23 protein-coding genes are annotated in these 22,616 nt (G+C 68.6%); 4 read left to right on the forward strand and 19 right to left on the reverse strand.

Features of this window, described 5'->3' with window-relative positions; all coding sequences use genetic code 11:
- Positions 1 to 2: 2 nt before the first annotated feature.
- Entirely contained in the window at positions 3 to 1,007 is a 1,005-nt protein-coding gene (gene cydB / locus ESP51_RS08595; RefSeq protein WP_129520494.1) for a cytochrome d ubiquinol oxidase subunit II, read from the reverse strand.
- A 12-nt stretch (positions 1,008 to 1,019) separates the two neighbouring features.
- Entirely contained in the window at positions 1,020 to 2,432 is a 1,413-nt protein-coding gene (locus tag ESP51_RS08600) for a cytochrome ubiquinol oxidase subunit I (RefSeq protein ID WP_129520495.1), read from the reverse strand.
- A 106-nt stretch (positions 2,433 to 2,538) separates the two neighbouring features.
- On the opposite strand from ESP51_RS08600, the gene ESP51_RS08605 reads away from it, so the two are divergent.
- Genes ESP51_RS08605 through ESP51_RS08615 form a run of 3 tightly spaced genes read left to right on the forward strand, consistent with a single transcriptional unit; the run spans position 2,539 to position 4,590 of the window.
- Positions 2,539 to 2,913 (forward strand): BlaI/MecI/CopY family transcriptional regulator, encoded by a 375-nt coding sequence (locus tag ESP51_RS08605; RefSeq protein ID WP_129520496.1) that lies wholly within the window; start codon positions 2,539 to 2,541, stop codon positions 2,911 to 2,913.
- A gap of 2 nt (positions 2,914 to 2,915) precedes the next feature.
- Positions 2,916 to 3,842: a M56 family metallopeptidase gene (locus ESP51_RS08610; protein ID WP_129520497.1), complete on the forward strand. Its 927-nt coding sequence runs from the start codon at positions 2,916 to 2,918 to the stop codon at positions 3,840 to 3,842.
- A gap of 40 nt (positions 3,843 to 3,882) precedes the next feature.
- Complete coding sequence (locus ESP51_RS08615; RefSeq protein ID WP_129520498.1) at positions 3,883 to 4,590, forward strand: DedA family protein; 708 nt, start codon at positions 3,883 to 3,885, stop codon at positions 4,588 to 4,590.
- Here ESP51_RS08615 and ESP51_RS08620 read toward each other — a convergent pair.
- The 5 genes from ESP51_RS08620 to ESP51_RS08640 all read right to left on the reverse strand — a co-directional run bounded on the left by ESP51_RS08620 (position 4,587) and on the right by ESP51_RS08640 (position 8,526).
- Positions 4,587 to 5,510, reverse strand: coding sequence for an ABC transporter substrate-binding protein (locus tag ESP51_RS08620; RefSeq protein WP_129520499.1), 924 nt, complete (start codon positions 5,508 to 5,510; stop codon positions 4,587 to 4,589). The two genes, ESP51_RS08615 and ESP51_RS08620, sit on opposite strands and share 4 nt — an antisense overlap.
- Entirely contained in the window at positions 5,511 to 6,251 is a 741-nt protein-coding gene (locus ESP51_RS08625) for an ABC transporter permease (RefSeq protein ID WP_129520500.1), read from the reverse strand.
- Positions 6,248 to 6,937 (reverse strand): ABC transporter permease, encoded by a 690-nt coding sequence (locus ESP51_RS08630; protein WP_129520501.1) that lies wholly within the window; start codon positions 6,935 to 6,937, stop codon positions 6,248 to 6,250. The genes ESP51_RS08625 and ESP51_RS08630 overlap by 4 nt, the downstream gene beginning before the upstream one ends.
- A complete protein-coding gene (locus tag ESP51_RS08635; RefSeq protein ID WP_129520502.1) occupies positions 6,934 to 7,746 on the reverse strand; it encodes an ABC transporter ATP-binding protein in 813 nt (270 codons plus the stop codon). Before ESP51_RS08635 ends, ESP51_RS08630 begins: the two co-directional genes overlap by 4 nt.
- A 117-nt stretch (positions 7,747 to 7,863) precedes the next feature.
- Positions 7,864 to 8,526, reverse strand: a complete 663-nt coding sequence (locus ESP51_RS08640) for a TetR/AcrR family transcriptional regulator (protein WP_129520503.1) — start codon at positions 8,524 to 8,526, stop codon at positions 7,864 to 7,866.
- 109 nt (positions 8,527 to 8,635) lie between these two features.
- Between ESP51_RS08640 and ESP51_RS08645 the strand changes: the two genes are divergently transcribed.
- The gene (locus tag ESP51_RS08645; protein ID WP_129520504.1) at positions 8,636 to 9,697 is read left to right on the forward strand and encodes an App1 family protein; all 1,062 of its coding nucleotides are present in this window, start codon (positions 8,636 to 8,638) and stop codon (positions 9,695 to 9,697) included.
- Between the two features lie 50 nt (positions 9,698 to 9,747).
- Here ESP51_RS08645 and ESP51_RS08650 read toward each other — a convergent pair whose 3' ends face one another.
- From ESP51_RS08650 to ESP51_RS08705, 12 genes are all read right to left on the reverse strand, one after another.
- On the reverse strand, positions 9,748 to 10,809 hold the full coding sequence (locus ESP51_RS08650; protein WP_129520505.1) for a quinone-dependent dihydroorotate dehydrogenase: 1,062 nt from the start codon (positions 10,807 to 10,809) through the stop codon (positions 9,748 to 9,750).
- 41 nt (positions 10,810 to 10,850) lie between these two features.
- Complete coding sequence (gene nrdR, locus ESP51_RS08655; protein WP_129520506.1) at positions 10,851 to 11,324, reverse strand: transcriptional regulator NrdR; 474 nt, start codon at positions 11,322 to 11,324, stop codon at positions 10,851 to 10,853.
- A gap of 84 nt (positions 11,325 to 11,408) precedes the next feature.
- Positions 11,409 to 12,719: a histidinol dehydrogenase gene (hisD, locus tag ESP51_RS08660; protein WP_129520507.1), complete on the reverse strand. Its 1,311-nt coding sequence runs from the start codon at positions 12,717 to 12,719 to the stop codon at positions 11,409 to 11,411.
- 47 nt (positions 12,720 to 12,766) lie between these two features.
- Positions 12,767 to 16,234, reverse strand: coding sequence for a DNA polymerase III subunit alpha (gene dnaE / locus ESP51_RS08665; protein WP_241843073.1), 3,468 nt, complete (start codon positions 16,232 to 16,234; stop codon positions 12,767 to 12,769).
- 150 nt (positions 16,235 to 16,384) lie between these two features.
- Positions 16,385 to 17,305: an RluA family pseudouridine synthase gene (locus tag ESP51_RS08670; protein ID WP_129520509.1), complete on the reverse strand. Its 921-nt coding sequence runs from the start codon at positions 17,303 to 17,305 to the stop codon at positions 16,385 to 16,387.
- 2 nt (positions 17,306 to 17,307) lie between these two features.
- Positions 17,308 to 17,928 carry a signal peptidase II gene (lspA, locus tag ESP51_RS08675; protein WP_338420341.1) on the reverse strand — a complete coding sequence of 207 codons (621 nt, stop codon included), beginning with the start codon at positions 17,926 to 17,928 and terminating at the stop codon, positions 17,308 to 17,310.
- Positions 17,918 to 18,607, reverse strand: a complete 690-nt coding sequence (locus ESP51_RS08680; protein ID WP_129520510.1) for a DivIVA domain-containing protein — start codon at positions 18,605 to 18,607, stop codon at positions 17,918 to 17,920. Before ESP51_RS08680 ends, lspA begins: the two co-directional genes overlap by 11 nt.
- Positions 18,608 to 18,722: 115 nt before the next feature.
- Positions 18,723 to 19,028 carry a YggT family protein gene (locus ESP51_RS08685; RefSeq protein WP_129520511.1) on the reverse strand — a complete coding sequence of 102 codons (306 nt, stop codon included), beginning with the start codon at positions 19,026 to 19,028 and terminating at the stop codon, positions 18,723 to 18,725.
- A gap of 6 nt (positions 19,029 to 19,034) precedes the next feature.
- A complete protein-coding gene (locus ESP51_RS08690) occupies positions 19,035 to 19,511 on the reverse strand; it encodes a cell division protein SepF (protein WP_129520512.1) in 477 nt (158 codons plus the stop codon).
- Positions 19,512 to 19,544: 33 nt separating this feature from the next.
- Positions 19,545 to 20,216 (reverse strand): YggS family pyridoxal phosphate-dependent enzyme, encoded by a 672-nt coding sequence (locus tag ESP51_RS08695; protein WP_129520513.1) that lies wholly within the window; start codon positions 20,214 to 20,216, stop codon positions 19,545 to 19,547.
- A gap of 31 nt (positions 20,217 to 20,247) precedes the next feature.
- Positions 20,248 to 21,444: a cell division protein FtsZ gene (ftsZ, locus tag ESP51_RS08700; protein WP_129520514.1), complete on the reverse strand. Its 1,197-nt coding sequence runs from the start codon at positions 21,442 to 21,444 to the stop codon at positions 20,248 to 20,250.
- A 170-nt stretch (positions 21,445 to 21,614) separates the two neighbouring features.
- Positions 21,615 to 22,616: cell division protein FtsQ/DivIB (locus ESP51_RS08705; protein WP_129520515.1), on the reverse strand; the 1,002-nt coding region annotated here is incomplete at its 5' end.

The raw sequence follows: 22,616 nt of genomic DNA on the forward strand, positions 1-22,616 counted from the left end.
GGTCAGTGCGCAGCAGCGTCGATCGAGGCCCGGCTGACCCGCTTGCGGAACACCCAGTAGGTCCAGCCCTGGTAGACGAGCACGAGGGGCAGGAAGATGAGCGCCGTCCAGCTCATGACGGTGAGCGTGTACGTCGAGCTCGACGCGTTCGCGATCGTGAGGCTGTTCGCGGAGTCGTTCGATGCCGGCATGACCTCGGGGAACAGCGCGGAGAACAGCGCGAGCACGACGGACGCGACGGTGATCGTGAGCAGGGTGAAGGCTGTGCGCTCCGCCGCGCGCGCGTTCGCGAGCCAGCCGCCGACGAGGGCGACCGCGGCGACGAGGGCGAAGACCCAGAACCACGCAGTGCCGAAGGCGAGCCCCGTCCAGAGGAGGAACGTCGCAGCGACGACGACGGTCACCGCGCCGGCTCGGGTGGCGAGGAGCCGCGCCCGCTGCCGCAGCTCCCCCTCCGTTTTCAGCGAGACGAACACCGCGCCGTGCGTGAGGAAGAGGAGCAGTGTCGTCACCCCGCCGAGGAGGGCATAGGGATTCAGCAGGTCGACGACGGAACCGGTGTAGTTGTGCCCGGCATCAAGGGGCACGCCCTGGACGATGTTCGCGAAGGCGACCCCCCACAGCAGCGCAGGTACCGCCGAGCCCACGGTGATCATGCCGTCGAACCGGCGCTTCCACGCTGCCTCCGGGCGCTGGTGACGGTACTCGAACGAGACGCCGCGAGCGATGAGCGCGAGCAGGATGAGCAGCAATGGGAGGTAGAACCCCGAGAACAGCGTCGCGTACCACTCCGGGAACGCCGCGAACAGCGAGGCGCCCGCGACGATGACCCACGTCTCGTTGAGGTCCCACACCGGGCCGATCGTGTTGATGAGCACGCGTCGGTCGGTCTCGTCGCGACCGAGCAGCGGCAGCGACATCCCGACGCCGAAGTCGAACCCGTCGAGCACGAAGTAGCCGACGAAGAGGAACGCGACGATCCAGAACCACAGCACAGGCAGATCCATGTCCGACTCCTCCTAGTACACCGTCGTGGCCGGCTCGACGCGGCCGGTCTCGGGATCGGGTTCGCCCACCTCGGGCGGCCCGCTCCTGATCGCGCGGATGACGAGCCGCACCTCGACGACCGCGAGCACACCGTAGATCAGGGTGAAAGCGACGAGCGAGATGAGCACCTCGAGCCCGCTCACGTTCGGCGAGACCGCCGACTCCGTCGGCATCAGGCTGAACACGATCCACGGCTGCCGCCCCATCTCGGTGAAGACCCAGCCGACGATCATCGCGGCGAGCGAGAGCGGGAAGCTCCAGATCGCGGCCTTCCAGACCAGCGGATGCCGCGGCATCCGCCCCCTGCGGGTGAGCCAGAGGCCGACCACAGCGATGAAGACGTGCAGCATTCCGAGCCCGATCATCCACCGGAACGCCCAGTAGGTGACCCAGATGATCGGCGCGTAGTCGCCCGGTCCGTAGAGCTCGGTGTACTGCGCCTGGAGGTCGTTGATGCCCTCGACGCATCCGTCGAACGTGTGCGTCGAGAGGAACGAGAGCAAGTAGGGCACCCGGATCGAGAACAGCTCGGTGGAGCCGTCGGGCGTGCCGAGGGTGAAGAGCGAGAACGAGGCATCCGCGCCGCACACCGTGTCGTACGTGGCTTCGGCGGCAGCCATCTTCATGGGCTGGGTCTCGACCATGGCGAGGCTCAACTGGTCGCCGAACAGCGTCGTGAGCGCGCCCGCGACGACCATCGTCCACAAGCCGAACTTCAGTGCGGTGCGCATCGTGTCGAGGTGCTGGTTGCGGGCGAGGTGCCAGGCCGCGGCGCTGATGATGAGCCCCGCGGCGACCATGAAGCTCGCCGCGATCGTGTGCGGGAACGCGGCGACGGCGACCGGGTTCGTGAGCAGCGCCCAGATGTCGACGAGTTCAGCGCGCCCCTTCTCGGTATTCAGCTCGTAGCCGACGGGGTTCTGCATGAACGCGTTCGCCGCGATGATGAAGTACGCCGACATGATGCTGCCGATCGCGGTCGCCCAGATCGTCGCGAGATGGAGTCCGCGGGGCAGCTTGTCCCAGCCGAAGATCCAGAGGCCGATGAACGTCGCCTCGAAGAAGAACGCCAGCAGGCCCTCGAGCGCGAGCGGTGCGCCGAAGACGTCGCCGACGAAGCGCGAGTACTCCGACCAGTTCATGCCGAACTGGAACTCCTGCACGATGCCCGTGACGACGCCCATCGCGAAGTTGATGAGGAAGATCGAGCCGAAGAACCGCGTGATGCGGAGGTATTCAGCCTTGCCGGTGCGGTACCAGGCGGTCTGGAAGACGGCGGCGGTGCTCGCGAGGCCGATCGTGAGCGGGACGAAGAGGAAGTGGTAGATGGTGGTGAGGCCGAACTGCCATCTCGACAGCAGCAGGGGGTCGAGCAGTTCGTTCACGGATGCCCCTTCTCACGATCGCCTCGCGGCCTCGCTGTTCTACAGCGTGTAGAACATTCTTCTACAGAGCGTAGAACATTTGGCGCGCCGACGGTAGTCTGGTGGCATGGCGAGTCTCGGTGAATTGGAGCGCTCCGTGATGGAGCTCTTGTGGAACAGCGACGCCGCCCTCACCGCCAACGAGCTGCGCGACCGTCTCGCCGAGCGCGGCGAGGGGCCGGCCCGGGCCGTCGCGACCACGACGGTGCTCACCGTGCTCTCACGACTCGAGCGAAAGGGCTTCGTCTCCCGCGCACGCGACGTGCGTCCCCACCGCTACCGTGCGCTGCTCAGCCGCGAAGAGCACACGGCCGAGCTCATGCACGAGGTGCTCGACCGCGCGAGCGACCGCGACGCAGCGCTCGCCCGCTTCGTCGGCTCGGTGAGCGACGGCGAGGCCGCCATCCTTCGGCGCCTGCTCGACGAGCACACCCACCGCTGACCGTGCTCGTCGTCGCGGCATCGCTCGGCGCGCTGGCCTTCGCCCTCGCCTGGCCGATCCCCGTCGCCCTCTCCCGTGCCTCGTGGACCGCCCGCTCCCCTGCGGTCGCCGTCGCGCTGTGGCAGGCGATCGCCCTCGCGGGCGGCCTGTCGATGATCGGATGCCTCCTCGCCTTCGGAGCCGCGCCGGCGGGCTCCCTGCTCGACGCCGCCGTGCAACTCCTCCCGCGTCTCGTCACCGGGCCCATCCCGCCGGGTTTCGGCCTCGCACAGCTCGCCGCGCTCGCACTCGCGGTACTGCTCGCCGTGCACCTCGCGTTGAATCTCGTGTCGACCGCGGCGCGGGCCGAGCGCGAACGGCGCCGGCAGCACCAGCTGATCGACGTGCTGAGCGACCCGCTGCCCGGCCAGCCGCACACGCGGGTGCTGGCCCATTCCGTGCCGTTCGCGTACTGCGTGCCCGGCATCCGCACCGCCACCGTGCTCACCGCCGGGCTCGTCGAGGCGCTCGACGACGACGAGCTCGCCGCGGTCATCGCACATGAGCGAGCCCACCTCGACCAGTTCCACCACCTCGTGCTCCTGGCGTTCCGTGCCTGGCACAGCGCACTCCCCTGGTTCCCCATCGCGAATCGCGCTGAGCGTTCCGTGGCATGGCTCACCGAGATGCTCGCCGACGATCGCGCTCGGCGCGATGTGGGTGCCGATCCGCTCCGGCGAGCCATCGAACGCGTCGGCAGCCAAGGCGAGCTCGGCGCCTACGTCGACGCGGGCGGGGTGAGTCCCGATGCCGCGATGCTCGACGCGCGGCTCGCCCGGCTCCGATCCCGTCGCGGCGAGCCGGCGTTCGGCCTGCGCGTGGCGGTGATCGCGGTATCCGCCGCCCTCATCGCTCTGCCCGTCGCCGCGATGCTCGGAATCCTCCTCTAGTCGGACGCGCGCGGTCACGCGCATCGATACGCTCGAGCGTATGAACGAGATCCTCGACTGGATCCTCGACACTGTGCAGAGCGTCGATCCGATCGCCCGTACCCTGCTCGCGGGCGTCGGCATCCTCCTCGAGACCTCGGTGCTCATCGGGCTCGTCGTGCCGGGCGACACCGTTGTGCTCGTCGCCTCGACGGCGGTGGCGGGCCCGGTCGAGTACTTCGCCCTCATCTTCACCGTCATCCTCGGCGCACTCGCGGGCGAGACCATCGGCTTCGGGCTCGGAAGGTGGTTCGGGCCCCACCTCCTGCACTCGCGGCTCGGCCGGCGGATCGGCGATCACAACTGGCACCGGGCCCAGCGCTACCTCGATCGGCGCGGCGGTCCCGCGGTCTTCATCTCGCGTTTCCTGCCCGTGCTGCACTCGCTCGTTCCGCTCACGGTCGGCATGAGCACGATGCGGTACCGGCGCTTCCTCGCATGGACCGTGCCCGCTTGCGTCGTCTGGTCATTCGCCTACGTCAGTGTCGGCTCGCTCGCCGCAGGCGGCTACCGCGAGCTCAGCCGTGAGCTGCACTGGGCCGGCTACCTCTTCGTCGGGGTGATCGCGATCTTCCTCTTCGGCGTCTGGGGCGTGAAGAAGCTCCTCATGCGCTCGGAAGCCAAGCACATGGCAGAGGCGGCGGCACCAGCCGACGAGGGGCCGGATGCCGCGGCATCCGACCCCTCGAATCTCGACGCGAACCGTTAGAAGAGCTGCTGCTCGGCCAGCCAGTCGGCGGCGATGTCTTCGGCGGACTGCTGCTCGTCGACGCTCAGGGCGTTGAGCTCCACGAGGTCTTCGGCGGTGAGGGCGGCACTGACCGTGTTGATGATCTCGGCGATCTCGTCGGTGACCTTCTCGCTCACGACGGGCACGACGTTCGACGCGAGGAAGAGCCCCTCGGGATCCTCGAGCGTCACGAGGTCGCTCGAAGCGATCGCCGGGTTGGCGCTGTAGATGTTGACGAGCTGCACCTGGCCGTCTTCCAGGGCCTTGATCGTCAACGGCCCGCCGCTGTCTTCGATCGGAGTGAAGGCGACGTCGACGCCGTACACCTCCTTGAGCCCATCGGGGCCGTACGGTCGGGTCTCCAGTTCGGAGTTGCCCCCGAGCGTCAGCGGCGTGGTCACGCTCGCGAGATCGGCGAGACTCGTGACGCCGTTCGCCTCGGAGAACTCCCGCGTGACGTTGTAGGAGTCCTGGTCGGTCGCAGGCGACTGGTCGAGCACTCGCAGCCCCTCGGGCAGAGACGTCTCGAGCTCGGCGTACACGTCGTCGCTCGTCGTGGCCTCGGTGTCGGGCACGTAGTGCTGGAGGAGGTTGCCCGTGTACTCGGGGAAGACGTCGATGCCGCCGCCCTCGATCTCGGGGATGTAGACCTCGCGCTGGCCGATCCGGAACTGGCGATCGACGGTGTAGCCGTTCTCCTCGAGCGCCAGGGCGTACAGCTCGGCGATGATCTCGTTGGAGTAGTAGTCCTGCGAACCGACGACGATCGTCTCGCTGGTGCTCCCGTTGGCCGATCCCCCGTTGAGTGGATCACCGGATGCGCACCCTGCCAGGGCCACTGTCGCCCCGACCGCGACGGCTGCGAGGGCAGCAAGCCGGCCTTTTCCTGCTGTGATCATTTACTGATTCCCTTCATTGATGGCGTGACCCACGACCGCTCGTGGCCGGGCGGGCGCGGAGCGGAGCTCTGGAGATCTCGCGGCCCGCACCCCGGCGGGCACCACGAGGCGTTGGGTGACGGCGAAGCATCCGTCGACGACGAGGGCGAGGATGATGACGAGGATGGAGCCGCCGAGCATCTCGCCGTAGTCCCGGATCTTCAGGCCCTCGAAGATGAACCGGCCGAGACCTGCATCGGCGATGAATGCGGCAAGCGTCGCCGTGGCGATGATCTGGAGCGTCGCCGAGCGGATGCCTCCGACGAGGATCGGCATCCCGAGCGGCAGCTCGACCTTGCCGACGATCTGGCTCTCACGCATGCCGACCGCCCGCGCCGCGTCGATGGTGTGCCGGTCGACCGACTCGAACCCCGCATACGCCCCGGCGAGGAGCGGTGGGATCGCGAGGATGACGAGGGCGAGGATCGGCGCGGACAGGCCGATGCCGATCCAGAGGCCGAAGAGCGTGAGCACGCCGAGCGTGGGAAGCGCGCGGAGCCCGCCCGAGACCCTGATGGCGACCTCGCGGCCCCGGCCGCTGTGTCCGATGATCGCGCCCACCGGCAGGGCGATGGCCGACGCGATCAGGAGCACGACGAGCGAGATCCACACGTGCTCGCCGATGCGCTGCGGGATGCTGCCGGACCCGCTCCACTGGGCAGGGTCGAAGAGCCACGCCAGGGCGTCGAGGAAGAGGTTCATGCGACATCCACCCGCTTGACGACGGGCGTCGGCTCGCCGCGGACGTTCTTCACCTCGGGCCGTGACCAAGGCATGAGCAACCGCCCGACGTGCACGAGCACCCAATCGAGTCCGAGCGCGAGCGCGATGGTCGCGACGATGCCGGCGATGATCTCGACTTCGATGCCGCGCTGGAATCCGTCGGTGAAGAGGCTGCCGAGGCTCTGCACCCCGATCACCGCCCCGACCGTCGCGAGGCTCACCGTGCTCACCGCGACGACCCGAAGGCCTGAAAGGAGCACCGGGCCCGCGAGCGGAAGCTCCACGACCCAGAAGCGCCCGGTCGTCGAGTAGCCCATCGCCGTGGCCGACTGGAGCACGTCGCGCTCCACGGCGTCGAACGCGTCGGCCGCCGTTCGCACCATCACGGCCATGCCGTAGAGGGTGAGTGCGATCACGAGGTTCACGGGCGATCGGAGGGTGAGTCCGGTCACTGCGGGCAGCGCAATGAACAGGGCGAGCGACGGGACGGCATAGAGGAGTGCCACGAGCGACAGCAGCACGCTGTGCGCCCACCGAGATCGGTGGGCGACCCATCCGATCGGAACCGAGAACACGAAGCTCAGTATGATCGCGGGCACCGACAATGCCAGGTGCACGAGGATGAGCTCGCCGACCTGGTCGAGGTTCGACCAGAGCCAGTTCACTGGGCCAGGATCCCAGCCGGGCGACCGTCGGCGTCGACGACGACGCTGCGGCCGTCGACCTGGGCGAGATGCAGCGCCCGCTTGCCACGGTTCGCCCCGACGAAGTCCGCGACGAAGTCGTCGGCCGGGTTCGCGAGGATCTCCGTCGGCGAGGCCGCCTGCGAGATCTTGCCACCCTGCTGCATGATCACCACCTGGTCGCCGAGCAGGAACGCCTCGTCGATGTCGTGCGTCACGAAGACGACGGTCTTGCCGAGCTCGCCCTGCAGGCGCAGCAACTCCTGTTGCAGTTCGGCCCGCACAATCGGATCGACCGCCCCGAACGGCTCGTCCATCAGCAGGATGTTCGGATCCACCGCCAGGCCTCGCGCCACGCCCACGCGCTGCTGCTGGCCGCCCGACAACTGGCTCGGATACCGATCGGCAAGGGAGCGATCGAGGCCCACCGTGTCGAGCAGTTCGAGCGCGTGCGCGCGTGCCTCTGCCTTGCTCGTGCCACGCAGGAGCGGCACGGTCGCGATGTTGTCGACGACCTTGCGGTGCGGCAGCAGGCCCGAGTTCTGCATCACGTAGCCGATGCCGCGACGCAACCGCACCGGGTCGACGGTCGCGACATCCGCTCCGTCGATGAGCACCTGGCCGCTCGTGGGGTCGACCATGCGGTTGATCATGCGCAACAGGGTGGTCTTGCCGGACCCGGAGGAACCCACGAGCACGGTCGTCTTGTGCGGTGGCATGACGATGTCGACGCCGGCGACGGCCACGGTGCCATCGGGGAACTGCTTGGTGACGCCGCGGAACTCGATCATCTGGCCTCAATCCCCGTGTCGGGCGGTCATTCGACGTGCGGATTCAAGCCAAACACCATTCGCGCCGGGAGGCAAACCTCACAACAGCACGGAGTCGTCGGGCGATGCCTCGCGTCGTCAGGCGGCGGTGCTCGCGCGCAGCGCCTCACCGAGGTGCTCGGCGAGATAGGCGTGCACGAGGCGCTTCGCTTCGGCGAGATAGCGCTCGTCGCCGGATGCCTCGCGCTCGAACGCGCGGCTGATGAGCGCGTCGCCGAGCTCGATCGCGATGCCCAACCGGAAACGCAATTCGGTCGGCTCGGCCTCGCCGCCGAACTCCGCCTCGATGAGACGTGCGATGCGGTGCGCGAACTCGGGCTCGATGTCGTCGGCCGCGGTCTCGCGCGCGGCCCCATACACGACGCTGAAGCCCGGCTCTTCGCGATACGAGGCCGCGCTCGCTTCGAGTGCGACGTCGACGACATCCCACCAGTTGGTGAGCTCGACACGCGCCAGCTCGTCGGCGACCCGCTCGCGATAGCGCCGGATCGAACGCTCACGGAGCGCGTGCAACACGGCGACACGATCGGGGAAGTATCGGTAGACGGTGCCGATCGAAGCGCCGGCTCGTTCGGCGACCATCTGCGTCGTCAGCCGCTCGAAGCCGGTCTCGTCGACGATCTCTGCAGCGGCATCGAGCAGGGCGTCCAGCCGCTGCGTGCTGCGACGCTGCGTGGGCTCTGTGCGAACCGGCCGCTTCCGATCGGACTCGGCCCCCAGAATCACGTCGATATTCGGCACGGAACCTCCTCAGTTGCGCGTCCACTCTACCGGGATGGCCGGGGTACACGACACCAACCACGCCGAGCGCGTTTCGCAACCCACGGTGGCTGCATGCCAGACTGAGGGGATGCCGGCGAGCTCCCCAACTCCGGCCGGATCCGTAGAGCACCAGGTCCGGCATCGCGCCGCGCGCCTCGAAGACTGGGTGCACGAGGTGCGCGAACGCTGGGCTCGCCGTCGCGGACAGGTGCCCACGGTCGTCCCGTACACCGGGTATGGCTCCACCGATTGGGCGCGCATCTTCTGCCGTGTGCTGCTCAGCCGGCCGGTCGACCCGAATGAGCCATCGAAGCGCCGCCGTCGTCGCGGCGAGCAGGGCATCCGCGGCTGGCGCAGCTTCACGAGCGTGCCGATCGGCGACGTTTCCGTCGTCATCGAGGTCGGCGGTGAGCGCATCGAGGTGCTCGCCGACCGCGGCGGCGTCGTCGACACGCGGGTACCGGTGCAGCTCGCTCCCGGCTGGCACCAGGCGACGCTGCACACAGAAGGCTCCAAGGCGGTCGAGGCGCCCATCTGGATCGTCGGCCCCGATGTGCACTTCGGCATCATCTCCGATATCGACGATACCGTCATGGTCACCGCGCTGCCACGACCTCTCTTGGCAGCGTGGAACACGTTCGTGCTCGACGAGCACGCACGCATCCCGACCCCCGGCATGGCCGTGCTCTTCGAGCGCCTCGTGCGATCCCACCCGGGAGCGCCGGTGATCTACCTCTCGACGGGCGCCTGGAACGTCGCGCCGACGCTCACGAGGTTCCTCTCACGAAACCTCTATCCGGCCGGGCCGCTGCTCCTCACCGACTGGGGACCGACCCACGATCGCCTCTTCCGCAGCGGCCGTGCGCACAAGGAGGAGAACCTCAGGCGGCTCGCCGGGGAATTCCCCGACGTGCGGTGGTTGCTCATCGGCGACGATGGCCAGCACGACGAAGAGCTCTACGCGCGATTCGCGGCAGAGCACCCGGGCCGCGTCGCGGCGATCGCCATCCGCCGCCTGTCGACCGGTGAGGCCGTGCTCGCCGGCGGCCGAACGAAGGCCGAGCAGCACGGAGCAGACGACGTGCCGTGGGTCTCGGCGAGCGACGGCTCGACCATCGCCGACCGGCTCGCCGATGTCGGCATGCTCTGATCGGGGTACACGGTCGAGAAGTCCTCAGTTACGCCGGGTGTTTTCGGCCGCTATGCCGCCCGCGATGACGCCATCGCGGCGCGGTTGCGACGGAACCGAAGCAGCCCTCGATTCACGTGCCGCGCCCAGAACGGCCCGCGGTAGATGAACGCGGTATAGCCCTGCACGAGCGTGGCGCCGGCGTCGAGGCGGTCCTGCACGTCGGCCGCTGTCTCGACGCCGCCGACCGACACGACGCAGAGCTCGGCCGGCACGCGGTCGCGGATCAGCCGGAGTACGGCGAGCGAGCGAGCCGCGAGGGGGGCGCCCGACAGGCCGCCCGCACCGATCGCCTCGACCGCGGATGCCGGCGCCTTCAGGCCATCGCGAGCGATCGTGGTGTTCGTGGCGATGATGCCGTCGAGCCCCAGGCTCACGACGAGTTCGCAGATGCGCACGATCTCGTCATCGGCGAGATCGGGCGCGATCTTCACGAGCAACGGGGTCTGCCCCGCAGCGAGCTTCACGGACTCGAGCAGTGGCGCGAGCGCGTCGAGCTCCTGCAGCCCGCGCAGTCCCGGCGTGTTCGGGGAGCTCACGTTGACCACGAGGTAGTCGGCGAACGGCGCGAGCACGCGTGCGCTGCGCTCATAGTCGGCGACGGCCTCGTCGACCGGCGTCACGCGGCTCTTGCCGATGTTGACGCCGAGCACCGGTCGATCGGTGCGGCGCGACAGGCGCGAGAGCCGCCCGGCTGCGGCATCCGCACCGCCGTTGTTGAACCCCATGCGGTTCACGAGCGCACGATCGGCGGTGAGCCGGAACAGTCTCGGGCGTGGATTGCCGGGCTGTGCGACCGCCGTGATGGTGCCGACCTCGACATGGCCGAAGCCGAGCTGGCCGAGCCCGCGCACGGCGAAGCCGTCTTTGTCGAAGCCCGCGGCGACGCCGAACGGCGATGGGAACCGAAGCCCGAGCGCCTCGACTCGAAGTGCCGGATCGGGAGCGGTGAAGCGCTCGACGAGCCGGCCGAGACCGATCGCCGGGAGCCGCTGGATGAGCCGGAACGCCAGGTGGTGGGCGTCTTCGGGATCCATTCGCGAGAGGAAGAGGGAGAAGAGAAGTCGATACATGCCGGACTCAGGCTATCGGAGCCGCAACGTGCGGCCGACGTTCACTCGACCGGGCGGGCCGGAAGCCGGCCGTGCTCGGCGCGCAACTGGCCGATGGCGGCGTCGAAGTCGTCGAGCGACTCGAAGGCCTGGTACACGCTCGCGAACCGCAGGTAGGCCACCTCGTCGAGTTCGCGGAGCGGCGGCAGGATGGCGAGACCGATGTCGTTCGCCTCGATCTGCGATGCGCCCGTCGAACGGATGGTCTCCTCGACCTTCTGTGCGAGCACGGCGAGGTCCGAGTCGGTGACGGGCCGCCCCTGGCAGGCCTTCTTGACGCCGAGCACGACCTTCTCGCGGCTGAACGGCTCGACCACCCCACTGCGCTTGATCACGACGAGACTCGCCGTCTCGGTGGTCGAGAACCGACGCCCGCACTCGGGGCACTGCCGACGGCGACGGATCGAGAGCCCGTCGTCGCTCGTGCGCGAGTCGATGACACGGGAATCGGGGTGACGGCAGAACGGACAGTACATGGTGCTTCCAGCCTAGCGGCGGTGGACGACCGGGCGGCCGCGCCGAGCGGCTGTCAGCCGGGCGGCGGATGCCTCCCGCCGGCGTCAGCGGCGGTCGAAGCGCGCCGTCACGGCCTCGCCGTGCGCGGGGAGGTCTTCCTCGTTCGAGAGCGCCGCGATGACGGGGGCGACCTCTCGAAGGGCCGCCTCGTCGTAGCGGATGACCTGCTGCGGGCGCAGGAACGTCGCAGCCGAGAGCCCGGCGGCATAGCGTGCCTGGCCTCCCGTGGGCAGCACGTGGTTCGAGCCCGCGGCATAGTCGCCGAGGCTGACCGGCGAGTAGGCGCCCACGAAGATCGCGCCCGCGTTCTCGATGCGCGAGAGCACATCGTCGGTGTCGCGCACCTGGATCTCGAGGTGCTCCGGTCCGAATGCGTTGGCGAAGTCGGTCGCCTGCACCAGGTCGTCGACGAGCACGAGCGCGGACTGCGCGCCGATGACCGCCTCACGCACGCGATCGCGGTGCCTCGTCGCCGCGACGCGCTCGGCCAGCCGCTCGAGCACCTCATCGGCGAAGGCGGCGGAATCGGTGACGAGGACGGCTGCCGCGAGCTCGTCGTGCTCAGCCTGGCTCACGAGGTCGGCCGCGACGAAGTCGGCGTTCGCGGAGTCGTCGGCGATGACGAGGATGTCGGTGGGGCCGGCTTCGGCGTCGATGCCGGTGACGCCCTGCACGAGCCGCTTGGCCGCCGCCACGTAGACGTTGCCGGGGCCGGTGACCCGTTGCACGGGGTCGAGCCCGATGCCGTCGACGCCGTAGGCGAACGCTCCGATCGCCCCGGCACCGCCCATCGCGTACACCTCGGTGATGCCGAGCAGCGCGGCGACGCCGGCGACCGTGGGGTGCACCCGCCCGCCGAACGCGGCTTGCGGAGGCGAGGCGAGCGCGATCGACCGGACGCCGGCGACCTGCGCGGGCACGACGTTCATGACGACGCTCGAGGGGTAGACGGCCTTGCCGCCGGGCACGTAGAGGCCGACGCGGGTGACGGGCTGCCAGCGCTGCTCGATCACCGCGCCGTCGCCGAGCACGGTCGTCTCCGGCGGCGGCACCTGCGCCGCACTCGCCGCGCGCACCCGGGCGATCGTGCGCTCGATGGCGTCGCGGATGTCGGGGGCGAGACCGGCGAGCGCCTCCTCGAGCTCTTCGGCGGGAACTCGCACCGCCGACGGTCGTACCCGGTCGAGTCGCTCGGCCTGGTCGAGGAGCGCAGCCTCACCCCGCTCTCGCACGTCGTCGATGAGCGTGCGCACGACCTCGAGCGCGGCGGAGACATCCGTCGCGGCACGCGGCACGAGCGCGAGCAGCTCTCGCTGGGTCGGACGGGTTCCGCGGAGGTCGATGGTTCGCAGCATGGCGGATCCAGCCTAGCGAGCGCGTCGGACGGGGCGGTCGCCCGCCGTCACACGAGGCAGTTCGGGCCGAGCAGGCTCTTCAGCTCGCCGTAGAGGTCGGCAGTGACGCGCACGGGGTAGGGCAATTCGAACACGCGCGCCGAGCGGCCCTTCACGAGCCGCAAGCGCACCTCGGTCTCACCACGATGCCGGATGAGCACGTCGCCGAGCGCCGAGATCGTGTCGGTCGTGGCGCGCACGTCGGGCAACGAGATGACGACCGGGCCGACCTCGTCGCCCTGGCCGAGTTCGGGTGAGAAGACGCTGTAGGCGTGCAGGTTCATGCCGTCGTCGCGCATGCTCACTCGGCCGCGCACCACGACGATCGAGTCGCCCTTCAGCCCCGGTGCGAACTCCTGGTAGGCCTTGCCCATGAACATCACCGTGATGTCGCCCGAGAAGTCCTCGACCTGGATCATGCCGTACTGGTTGCCGCTCTGGCGCGCCACGCGATGCTGCACGCTCGTGACGAGCCCGGCAACCGTGACGGTGTCGCCGTCTTGGGTGGAGTCCGAGCTCAGGAGGTCGGTGATCGTCGTCGAGGCGTGCTTCGCGAGCGGCGCCTCGAGTCCGGCGAGCGGGTGATCGGAGACGTACAAGCCGAGCATCTCGCGCTCGAACGCGAGCTTGTCGCGCTTGGCCCATTCGGGCCGGTCGGGAACGAGCGTCACCGCGTGCTTCTCGTGCTCCTCGAACAGGCTGTCGAAGTCGAACCCGAAGTCGCCGACCTCCTCGGCTCGCTTCTCCTTCACGACGGACTCGACCGCACTCTCGTGGATCTCGACGAGGGCGCGCCGCGTGGCGCCGAGCGAGTCGAACGCGCCGGCCTTGATGAGCGATTCGACCGTGCGCTTGTTGGCGACCTGGAGCGGCGATTTCTTCAGGAAGTCGTGGAACGACTCGAACCGCCCCTTCTGCTCTCGGGCAGCCCTGATCGCGTCGACGACGTTGAAGCCGACGTTCCGCACCGCGCCGAGGCCGAAGCGGATGTCGTCGCCGACGGCGGCGAAGTACCCGATCGACTCGTTCACATCGGGCGGCAGCACCTTGATGCCCATGCGGCGGCACTCGTTGAGGTAGAGCGCGAGCTTGTCGCGGGCGTCGCCCACGCTCGTGAGCAGCGCCGCCATGTACTCGGCGGGGAAATGCGCCTTGAGGTAGGCGGTCCAGTAGCTCAGCACGCCGTAGGCGGCCGAGTGCGCCTTGTTGAAGGCGTAGTCGGAGAAGGGCAGGAGGATGTCCCACAACATCTTGATCGCGGCATCCGAGAACCCGTTGGCCTTCATGCCGCCCCGGAAGCCCTCGTACTGCTTGTCGAGCTCGGACTTCTTCTTCTTGCCCATCGCACGGCGCAGGATGTCGGCCTGGCCGAGGGAGAATCCCGCGACGCGCTGGGCGATCGCCATCACCTGCTCCTGGTAGATGATGAGGCCGTAACTCGTGTCGAGGATCTCTCGCAGGGGCTCCTCGAGCTCGGGATGGATCGGCGTGATCGGCTGCAGGCCGTTCTTGCGCAGGGCGTAGTTGATGTGCGAGTTCGCGCCCATGGGGCCGGGGCGGTACAGCGCGATGACGGCCGAGATGTCTTCGAAGTTGTCAGGCTTCATCTGTCGGAGGAGCGACCGCATCGGCCCGCCGTCGAGCTGGAAGACGCCGAGCGTGTCGCCCCGGCTGAGCAGTTCGTACGCACCGCGATCGTCGAGGGCGAGATCTTCGAGCACCGGCCGGAACCCGCGGTTCGCCTCGATGTTGTCGAGGGCGTCGTCGATGATCGTGAGGTTGCGCAGGCCCAGGAAGTCCATCTTGATGAGGCCGAGGGCCTCGCACGCGGGATAGTCGAACTGCGTGACGATCTGGCCGTCTTGCTCCCGCTTCATGATGGGGATGATGTCGATGAGCGGATCGCTCGACATGATGACGCCCGCAGCGTGCACACCCCACTGCCGCTTGAGGTTCTCGAGGCCGAGGGCCGTCTCGAAGACCGTCTTCGCCTCGGGATCGGTCTCGATGATCGCCCGGATGTCACCCGCTTCCTTGTAGCGCGGGTGATCTTTGTCGAGGATGCCCGTGAGCGGGATGTCCTTGCCCATGATGGCCTGCGGCATGGCCTTCGTGAGCTTCTCGCCCATGCCGAACGGGAATCCCAGCACACGCGATGAGTCTTTCAGCGCCTGCTTCGCCTTGATCGTGCCGTAGGTGACGATCTGCGCGACGCGCTCGTCGCCGTACTTCTCGGTGACGTACCTGATGACCTCACCGCGACGACGCTCGTCGAAGTCCACGTCGAAGTCGGGCATCGAGACGCGATCGGGGTTCAGGAACCGCTCGAAGATGAGGCCGTGCTGGAGCGGGTCGAGGTCGGTGATGCGCATCGCGTAGGCCGCCATCGAGCCCGCACCGGAGCCGCGCCCCGGTCCGACGCGGATGCCGTTGTTCTTCGACCAGTTGATGAAGTCGGCGACGACGAGGAAGTATCCGGGGAACCCCATCTGCAGGATCACCCCGACCTCGTAGTCGGCCTGCTTGCGCACCTCGTCGGGGATGCCGTTGGGATAGCGCACGTGGAGGCCGCGCTCGACCTCCTTGACGAACCAGCTCTCTTCACTCTCGCCCTCTGGCACCGGGAAACGGGGCATGAAGTTCGCGTTCGTGTTGAACTTCACGTCGCAGCGCTCGGCGATGAGCAGCGTGTTGTCGCAGGCCTCGGGGTGATCGCGGAAGAGGTGGCGCATCTCGGCCGCGGTCTTCAGGTAGAACTCGTCGGCGTCGAACTTGAATCGGTTCGGGTCGTCGAGGGTCGAGCCCGACTGCACGCAGAGCAGTGCAGCGTGGCTCTTCGCGTCGTGCGCGTGCGTGTAGTGCAGGTCGTTCGTGGCGACGAGCGGGAGATCGAGCTGCTTCGCGAGGCGCAACAGGTCGTCCATGATGCGCTTCTCGATGCCGAGCCCGTGGTCCATGATCTCGGCGAAGTAGTTCTCGCGGCCGAAGATGTCGCGATAGTCGGATGCCGCCTTCACGGCCTCGTCGTACTGCCCGAGCCGGAGCCGGGTCTGCACCTCACCGCTCGGACAGCCCGTGGTGGCGATGAGCCCGTTCGAATAGGTCTGCAGGAGCTCGCGGTCCATTCGCGGCTTGAAGTAGTAGCCCTCGATCGACGCGCGACTCGAGAGCCGGAAGAGGTTGTGCATGCCCTCCGTCGACGCCGAGAGCAGGGTCATGTGGGTGTAGGCGCCCGAACCCGACACGTCGTCGCCGCCGCCGTTGCCCCAGCGCACCCTGGTCTTGTCGCCACGGGCCGTGCCCGGCGTGATGTAGGCCTCGGTGCCGATGATCGGCTTGATGCCGGCCTCCGTCGCCTGTTTCCAGAAGTCGTACGCACCGAACACGTTGCCGTGGTCGGTGATGGCGACGGCAGGCATCCCCTCGCCCTTCGCGGCTTGGATGAGCTCGCCGACCCGTGCTGCACCGTCGAGCATCGAGTACTCGCTGTGCACGTGCAGGTGGACGAAGGAATCGGTGGCCACTGGGCTCCAAATCGGGGTGCTGCAAGTTCGGTTCCGGGGGGTCTTCAAAGTCTATGGCGACCCTGCGACCCGGCGGCATCAGGACGCGCGTGCTCGCGCCGGTCAGTCGCCGCGGAGAACCTCGAGCGCGTGCGCGAGGTCGCTCGGGTACTCCGAGACGAAGGTCGCCCACTCTCCGTCGGCGGGGTGCGTGAACGAGAGCTGCCGTGCGTGCAGCCACTGCCGGGTGAGGCCGAGACGCGTCGAGAGCGTGGGGTCGGCGCCGTACATGGTGTCGCCGACGCACGGATGCCGCTGCGCCGCCATGTGCACCCGGATCTGGTGTGTGCGCCCGGTCTCGAGGTGCACTTCGAGCAGCGACGCGGCGCGGAAGGCCTCGAGGGTCTCGTAATGCGTCACGGCGTGCTTGCCGCCCGCGAGGACCGCGAACTTCCACTCCGAGCGCGGATGCCGCCCAACAGGTGCGTCGATCGTACCGGCCAGGGGGTCGGGGCGACCCTGCACCACGGTGTGGTAGATCTTCTCCACCTCGCGGTCGTGGAACTGACGCTTGAGCTCGGTGTAGGCCCGCTCGGATTTCGCGACGACCATGAGCCCGCTCGTGCCCGCGTCGAGTCGGTGCACGACGCCCTGGCGCTCGGGTGCGCCCGAAGTGGAGATGCGGAAGCCGGCAGCCGCAAGGGCGCCGACCACGGTCGGCCCGTTCCAGCCGAGCGACGGATGCGCGGCGACGCCGGCGGGCTTGTCGACCACGACGAGGTCATCGTCGTCATGGACGATGCCGAGGTCGGCGACCGCGATCGGCTCGATCGCGAGCGCGCGCGGCGGCTCCCAGCTCACCTCGAGCCACGCCCCGGCGCGAAGACGGTCGGACTTGTCGACGGATGTCCCGTCGAGCATCACGCCGCCGGAGCCCGCGATCTCCGCTGCGAGCGTGCGCGAGAAACCGAGGAGCTTGGCGAGTCCCGCGTCGACGCGCACGCCGTCGAGCCCGTCGGGAACGGGGAACGAGCGATGCTCCATGCTCAGGACTCGCGCGCGAGCTCAGGGCTCGCCGAGAACGCGCGACCGTCGCTCGCAGCCGCGTCGCTCGTCGCGGCCTCGGGCGTCGCCGTGGAGACCTTGGCCTTCACTTCGCGGTTGCCGTCGAGCCCGACGCCACGGATCGTGAGGATCATGAAGAGCACCATGCTCGATACGATCGCGATGTCGGCGAAGTTGTAGATGGCAGGTATGAACCAGGGCGTCGAGATGAAGTCGACGACGTGCCCCAAGCCGAAACTCGGCTCCCGAAGGAGCCGATCGGTGAGATTGCCGAGCACGCCGCCGAGGAGCAACCCGAAGACGACCGCCCACGCGATGGAGCGGATGCGGCGGGCGAACCACACGATGAACGTGATCACGGCGGCGGCGAGGATCGTGAAGATCCACGTCATGCCGCTCGCGAGTGAGAACGCTGCGCCCGGGTTGCGCACGAACTGCCACTGCAGCGCCGACCCGAGCACCGGCACGATCTCGCCCTCGGTCAGGTTCGAGACGACGAGGAACTTGCTGGACTGGTCGAGGCCGTACGCCGCGATCGCGGCGCCGGCCAAGACCAGGAGAGCACTGGCGATGCCGACCTTTGCGGCCCGCTCAGCCTCCAAAGCCCTGGAAGGTCGGCGCAGGCTGCTCGGCCGGGACGCCGGCGCTCACCGGCGAGGAGAAGCCCTGGTTGCCCGACACGGAGACGGGTGCCGCCGTGTCGAGATCGCGCAGCTGACCCTCGATGTAGCTCTTGAGCTTCTGGCGGTACTCACGCTCGAACACCCGGAGCTCGTCGACCCGCTTCTCGAGTGCGAGTCGCTCCTGGTCGAGGATGCCCATCTGGGCACGCTGCTTCGCTTCGGCCTCGGCGACGACGCGAGCCGCCGTGGCGTGGCCTTCGGCGATGAGCGCGTCGCGCTTCTCGACGCCCTCGCGCACGTGCTCCTCGTGCAGCCGGCGGGCCAGCTGCAGGAGGTTCGTCGTGCTGGTCTGCTCGTCGTAGTCCGACTGCGGGGCGGCTGGAGGCTGCGTCTGCACGGCCACCGTGGGCGGCGGCGCAGCGGGCTCGGCGTACACCGCGGCAGGCGCCGGCGCCGCGGCGGATGCCTTGCCGGCCTCCGCGGCACGGGCCTCTGCCGCGGTCACTCGCTGGCGCAGCTCCTCGTTCTCCTGGTTGAGCCGGCGAAGCTCGACGACCACCTCGTCGAGGAAGTCATCGACCTCGTCTTGGTCGTACCCTTCCCGGAACTTCGTCGCCTGGAAGCGCTTGTTGACCACATCTTCCGGAGTTAGCGCCATGGCTTTCCACCCTCAAATCTGTCGAACTGTTTCGAACACGTTCAGCTAACGCTAGCAAAGAGAACCTGAGAGGTGCAGCGCCGATCGTCTCAGCGTCACTCCTCGCAGGAGATCATCAGCCCGCAGCAGCGAGCCATGACACCACGGTCATGGCCACGATGATGACGAGCATCGCAAGGCTCCACCCGAGATCGAGTGCGATCTGGCCGATGCGGATCGGCGGCACGAGCCGCCGGAAGAACCGGACCAGGGGGTCGGTGACGCTGTACACGGCCTCGACGATCACGAGCGACGCCCCCCGGGGTCGCCAGGATCGGTTGAACGTGCGCACGAGGTCGAGTATGAAGCGCCCCCACATCACGAAGAAGTAAATCAGGAGCAACGTGTAGAGGATGCTCCAGACGACGGAGAACGCGCCCACGTGCAGCTACGCGTGCGTGAAGAACGACGCGTCCACGTCGCCTTCGGCCTCGCCGGTCTCCCCCGAGACCACCACATGTGCGGGCGAGAGCAGGAACACCTTGCTCGTCACGCGCTCGATCTTGCCGTAGAGACCTTGCGAGAGACCGCTCGCGAAGTCGATCAGGCGTCGCGCATCGGCATCCGACATCTGCGAGAGGTTGATGATCACCGGCACTCCATCACGGAAGGACTCGGCGATCACCTGCGCGTCGCGATACTGACGCGGGTGCACGGTCAGGATTTCGTTCATCTCCGCCTGCGGTGTGCTCGGTTGTACATGGTGCTTTCGCAGCGGCGTCACCGCCGCGCCGGTCTTCGGCGCCGGGGCCGCGTGCACGATCGGCGCAGCCGATGGTTGCGGGTGCGCCTGTGGGGTCTCGTCGTCGAACTCCTCATCGGCGAGTCCGAGATAGACCATGGTCTTCTTGAGCGGGTTCGACATCGCTGCCTCCGTCTGTTTTCCGTCTCTTCGAGGCTAACCGGCGACCGGCCGATTCCCGGTGATTGCGGTGCCGATCCGGAGGTGTGTCGCACCTTCCGATATCGCGTCGTGGTAGTCGTGGGACATTCCCATGGACAATCCTCGTGCTTCCGGAGCGATTCGACGAATGCGTTCCGAGTATTCCCTCATGCGGGCGAACGCGGGGCGGGCGGGTTCGCCGAGCGGTGCGACCGCCATCAGCCCCAATAGGCGGAGTCCGGATGTCGCCAGCACGCGCTCGACGAGGGCGTCGAGCTCGTTCGGCGCGACGCCGCCCCGACCCGGGTCGTCGGTGAGGTTCACCTGGACGAAGCAGTCGACGGATGCGGCATCCGACCGGAGTGCGTCGACGAGCCCGGGCCGGTCGACCGAGTGGATCACCGACGCGTAGGCGAGCGCCTGCCTGGCCTTCTTGCTCTGCAGTTGGCCCACGAAGTGCCAGCGGAGCCCGAGCCCTGCCAGCTCGGCGGCCTTGGCCTGCGCCTCCTGGTGACGATTCTCGCCGATGTCTCGCACGCCGAGCTCGGCGAGCTCGGCCACGAGCGAGGCGGGCTGGAACTTCGTGACGACCACGGTCGTGAGCTCATCGGGCGATCGCCCGGCCGCGGCAGCGGTCTCGGCGATGGCCGCGCGCACGGCGGCCAGCCGGTCGGCGAGTGCGCTCATGCGCACCGCCTGCCGGGCTGGAACGCGCCGCTCACTTCAGGAAGTCGGGGATGTCGAGGTCGTCGTCGCCGCTGTCGAAGGCGGGGTCGGACACGATCTGGTCGCCGGTACCGGTCGACGCCTCGCCCCAGTTCGCCGTCTCGACGAGCTCGTCGATGTTGATCTCGCCGATGGCGTCGCCGGTGTCACCCGACAGCGCGGAGCCGCCGATGCCGGCGCCGACGGCCGCAGTGGCGAAGTTCGAGCGCCGTGCCTCGACGGGCTTCGCGCTCGAGCTCGGCTCTCCCCCGTCGAATCCCGCGGCGATGACCGTGACGCGAACCTCGTCGCCGAGGGTGTCGTCGATCACGGCGCCGAAGATGATGTTCGCCTCGGGGTGCACGGCCTCCTGCACGAGGCGTGCTGCGTCGTTGATCTCGAAGATGCCGAGGTTGGAGCCGCCCTGGATCGAGAGGAGCACGCCATGTGCACCGTCGATCGATGCCTCGAGCAGCGGGCTCGCGACAGCGAGTTCGGCCGCCTTGATCGCACGATCGGCTCCCCGCGAGGAGCCGATGCCCATGAGCGCGGAACCCGCGCCCTGCATGACCGACTTGACGTCGGCGAAGTCGAGGTTGATGAGGCCCGGCGTGGTGATGAGGTCGGTGATCCCCTGCACACCGGCGAGCAGCACCTGGTCGGCCGTCGCGAATGCCTCGAGCATCGAGATGCCGCGGTCGCTGATCTCGAGCAGGCGGTCGTTCGGCACGACGATGAGCGTGTCGACTTCTTCTTTCAGCCGCGCCACACCCTGCTCGGCCTGCGTCTGGCGACGCTTGCCCTCGAACCCGAACGGCTTGGTGACGACACCGATGGTCAGGGCGCCGATCGATTTCGCGATGCGCGCGACGACGGGCGCGCCGCCCGTGCCCGTGCCACCGCCCTCGCCGGCCGTGACGAAGACCATGTCGGCGCCCGCAAGCGCCTCCTCGATCTCCTCGGCGTGGTCTTCGGCGGCACGGCGACCGACCTCGGGGTCGGCCCCGGCACCCAGTCCGCGGGTGAGATCGCGGCCGACGTCGAGCTTGACGTCGGCGTCGCTCATGAGCAGCGCCTGGGCATCGGTGTTGATGGCGATGAATTCGACTCCGCGGAGACCGAGTTCGATCATGCGGTTGACGGCGTTGACACCACCGCCGCCGATACCGACGACCTTGATGACGGCGAGGTAGTTCTGATTTGTTGACACGTCCGGCCTCCGTCGAAACTCTGAACCTCTAGTCGAAGGTTAAAGTCTTGCTGAGTATGCAATTCCTGACTTGACGGTACGGGCCACGCGCCCGCCGCGGCGCAAGGACGGCCCGCGTGTCGCGATCCGCCGCCGGAAATTGGCCCGATGGGATGACCCGGGGCGTCGTCTCAGCGCGTGACGGCGCTCTGCGGAGACGACACATCGTAGGACGCGACGGTGTCGGGAGGCGCCGCGACCATGAGCCTCGCGAGCACAGCCGCCTTCTGCGTGGACTCCTCTGCGCTCCCCCACACGACGGTCGCACCCGCGGCGAGCTGGAGCCGCACATCGTCTGCCGTCGCCGCGTGCACGCCGATGAGCTGCCCGCGCACCTCGGCGGGCAGGCTCCGCACGACGGCGGCCGCGGCGCGGAACCCCTCGCCCGCGATGCCGCCCTCCGCCTCGATGAGTGGTTGTCCATCGGGCCGCGTCTCCGGCCGTTCGATCACCACGCCCGCCGCGTCGACGAGCTCCAGGCCCTCGCCGGTGTCGATGACGCCGACGGGGGTGCGCTCCACGATTCGCACGACGAGCGTGCCGGGCGGAATCGTCTCGGTCGAATACGTCTCGATCAGCGGGAAGGCCGAGAGCGCGTCGTGCACGTCGGCCGAGGCGATGAGCGGCAGCGGCGTGCCGAGCGTGCCGGCGAACGCTGCTTGCACCTCTGCGGCCGGAATACGCTGGGCGCCTTCGACGCGCACGTCGCGCAGAGCCATCAAGGGCGAGTATGCGCCGCCGATGACGACCACGACGAGCGCCGCGATCGAGCCGAGCACCACGCTCCAGACGAGCCGGCGGCGGCGCGACCGCTTCGTGAAGCGGCGCACCTCCTGCCGCTCATACCGGCGACGTTCTCGCGCGGCTGCCGCGAGGGCGCGCTTGGTCGAGCGGACGTCACGCGGAAGGTCGCCGGGCACGGCCAGTCCGGATGTCGGGCCGGGTCGCCCGCGCTCGGCATCGGGAGTGCGCGACATGGTGCTGCCGGATGCCGCGACGACCGGGATCGGCTCAGTGGCGACGCGATCGCGATCGGATGGCGGTTTCGACCCGGCCGTCCGCCGGGGTGCGCCGGCCGTCGTCGCCGTTGCAGCCGATTCGCGCGCGGCCGGCGCCGCGTCGGCGGGCTTCGG

It is taken from the genome of Agromyces albus (assembly GCF_004134825.1).
GTDB classification, from domain to species: Bacteria; Actinomycetota; Actinomycetes; order Actinomycetales; family Microbacteriaceae; genus Agromyces; species Agromyces albus.

Excerpts from the sequence above, each read along its gene's own strand:
- cydB (WP_129520494.1), bottom strand. The coding sequence starts at position 1,007 with ATGGATCTGCCTGTGCTGTGGTTCTGGATCGTCGCGTTCCTCTTCGTC.
- ESP51_RS08605 (WP_129520496.1), top strand. The coding sequence starts at position 2,539 with ATGGCGAGTCTCGGTGAATTGGAGCGCTCCGTGATGGAGCTCTTGTGG.
- ESP51_RS08615 (WP_129520498.1), top strand. The coding sequence starts at position 3,883 with ATGAACGAGATCCTCGACTGGATCCTCGACACTGTGCAGAGCGTCGAT.
- ESP51_RS08620 (WP_129520499.1), bottom strand. The coding sequence starts at position 5,510 with ATGATCACAGCAGGAAAAGGCCGGCTTGCTGCCCTCGCAGCCGTCGCG.
- ESP51_RS08625 (WP_129520500.1), bottom strand. The coding sequence starts at position 6,251 with ATGAACCTCTTCCTCGACGCCCTGGCGTGGCTCTTCGACCCTGCCCAG.
- ESP51_RS08635 (WP_129520502.1), bottom strand. The coding sequence starts at position 7,746 with ATGATCGAGTTCCGCGGCGTCACCAAGCAGTTCCCCGATGGCACCGTG.
- ESP51_RS08645 (WP_129520504.1), top strand. The coding sequence starts at position 8,636 with ATGCCGGCGAGCTCCCCAACTCCGGCCGGATCCGTAGAGCACCAGGTC.
- ESP51_RS08650 (WP_129520505.1), bottom strand. The coding sequence starts at position 10,809 with ATGTATCGACTTCTCTTCTCCCTCTTCCTCTCGCGAATGGATCCCGAA.
- nrdR (WP_129520506.1), bottom strand. The coding sequence starts at position 11,324 with ATGTACTGTCCGTTCTGCCGTCACCCCGATTCCCGTGTCATCGACTCG.
- hisD (WP_129520507.1), bottom strand. The coding sequence starts at position 12,719 with ATGCTGCGAACCATCGACCTCCGCGGAACCCGTCCGACCCAGCGAGAG.
- dnaE (WP_241843073.1), bottom strand. The coding sequence starts at position 16,234 with ATGCTCGACGGTGCAGCACGGGTCGGCGAGCTCATCCAAGCCGCGAAG.
- ESP51_RS08670 (WP_129520509.1), bottom strand. The coding sequence starts at position 17,305 with ATGGAGCATCGCTCGTTCCCCGTTCCCGACGGGCTCGACGGCGTGCGC.
- ESP51_RS08680 (WP_129520510.1), bottom strand. The coding sequence starts at position 18,607 with ATGGCGCTAACTCCGGAAGATGTGGTCAACAAGCGCTTCCAGGCGACG.
- ESP51_RS08690 (WP_129520512.1), bottom strand. The coding sequence starts at position 19,511 with ATGTCGAACCCGCTCAAGAAGACCATGGTCTATCTCGGACTCGCCGAT.
- ESP51_RS08695 (WP_129520513.1), bottom strand. The coding sequence starts at position 20,216 with ATGAGCGCACTCGCCGACCGGCTGGCCGCCGTGCGCGCGGCCATCGCC.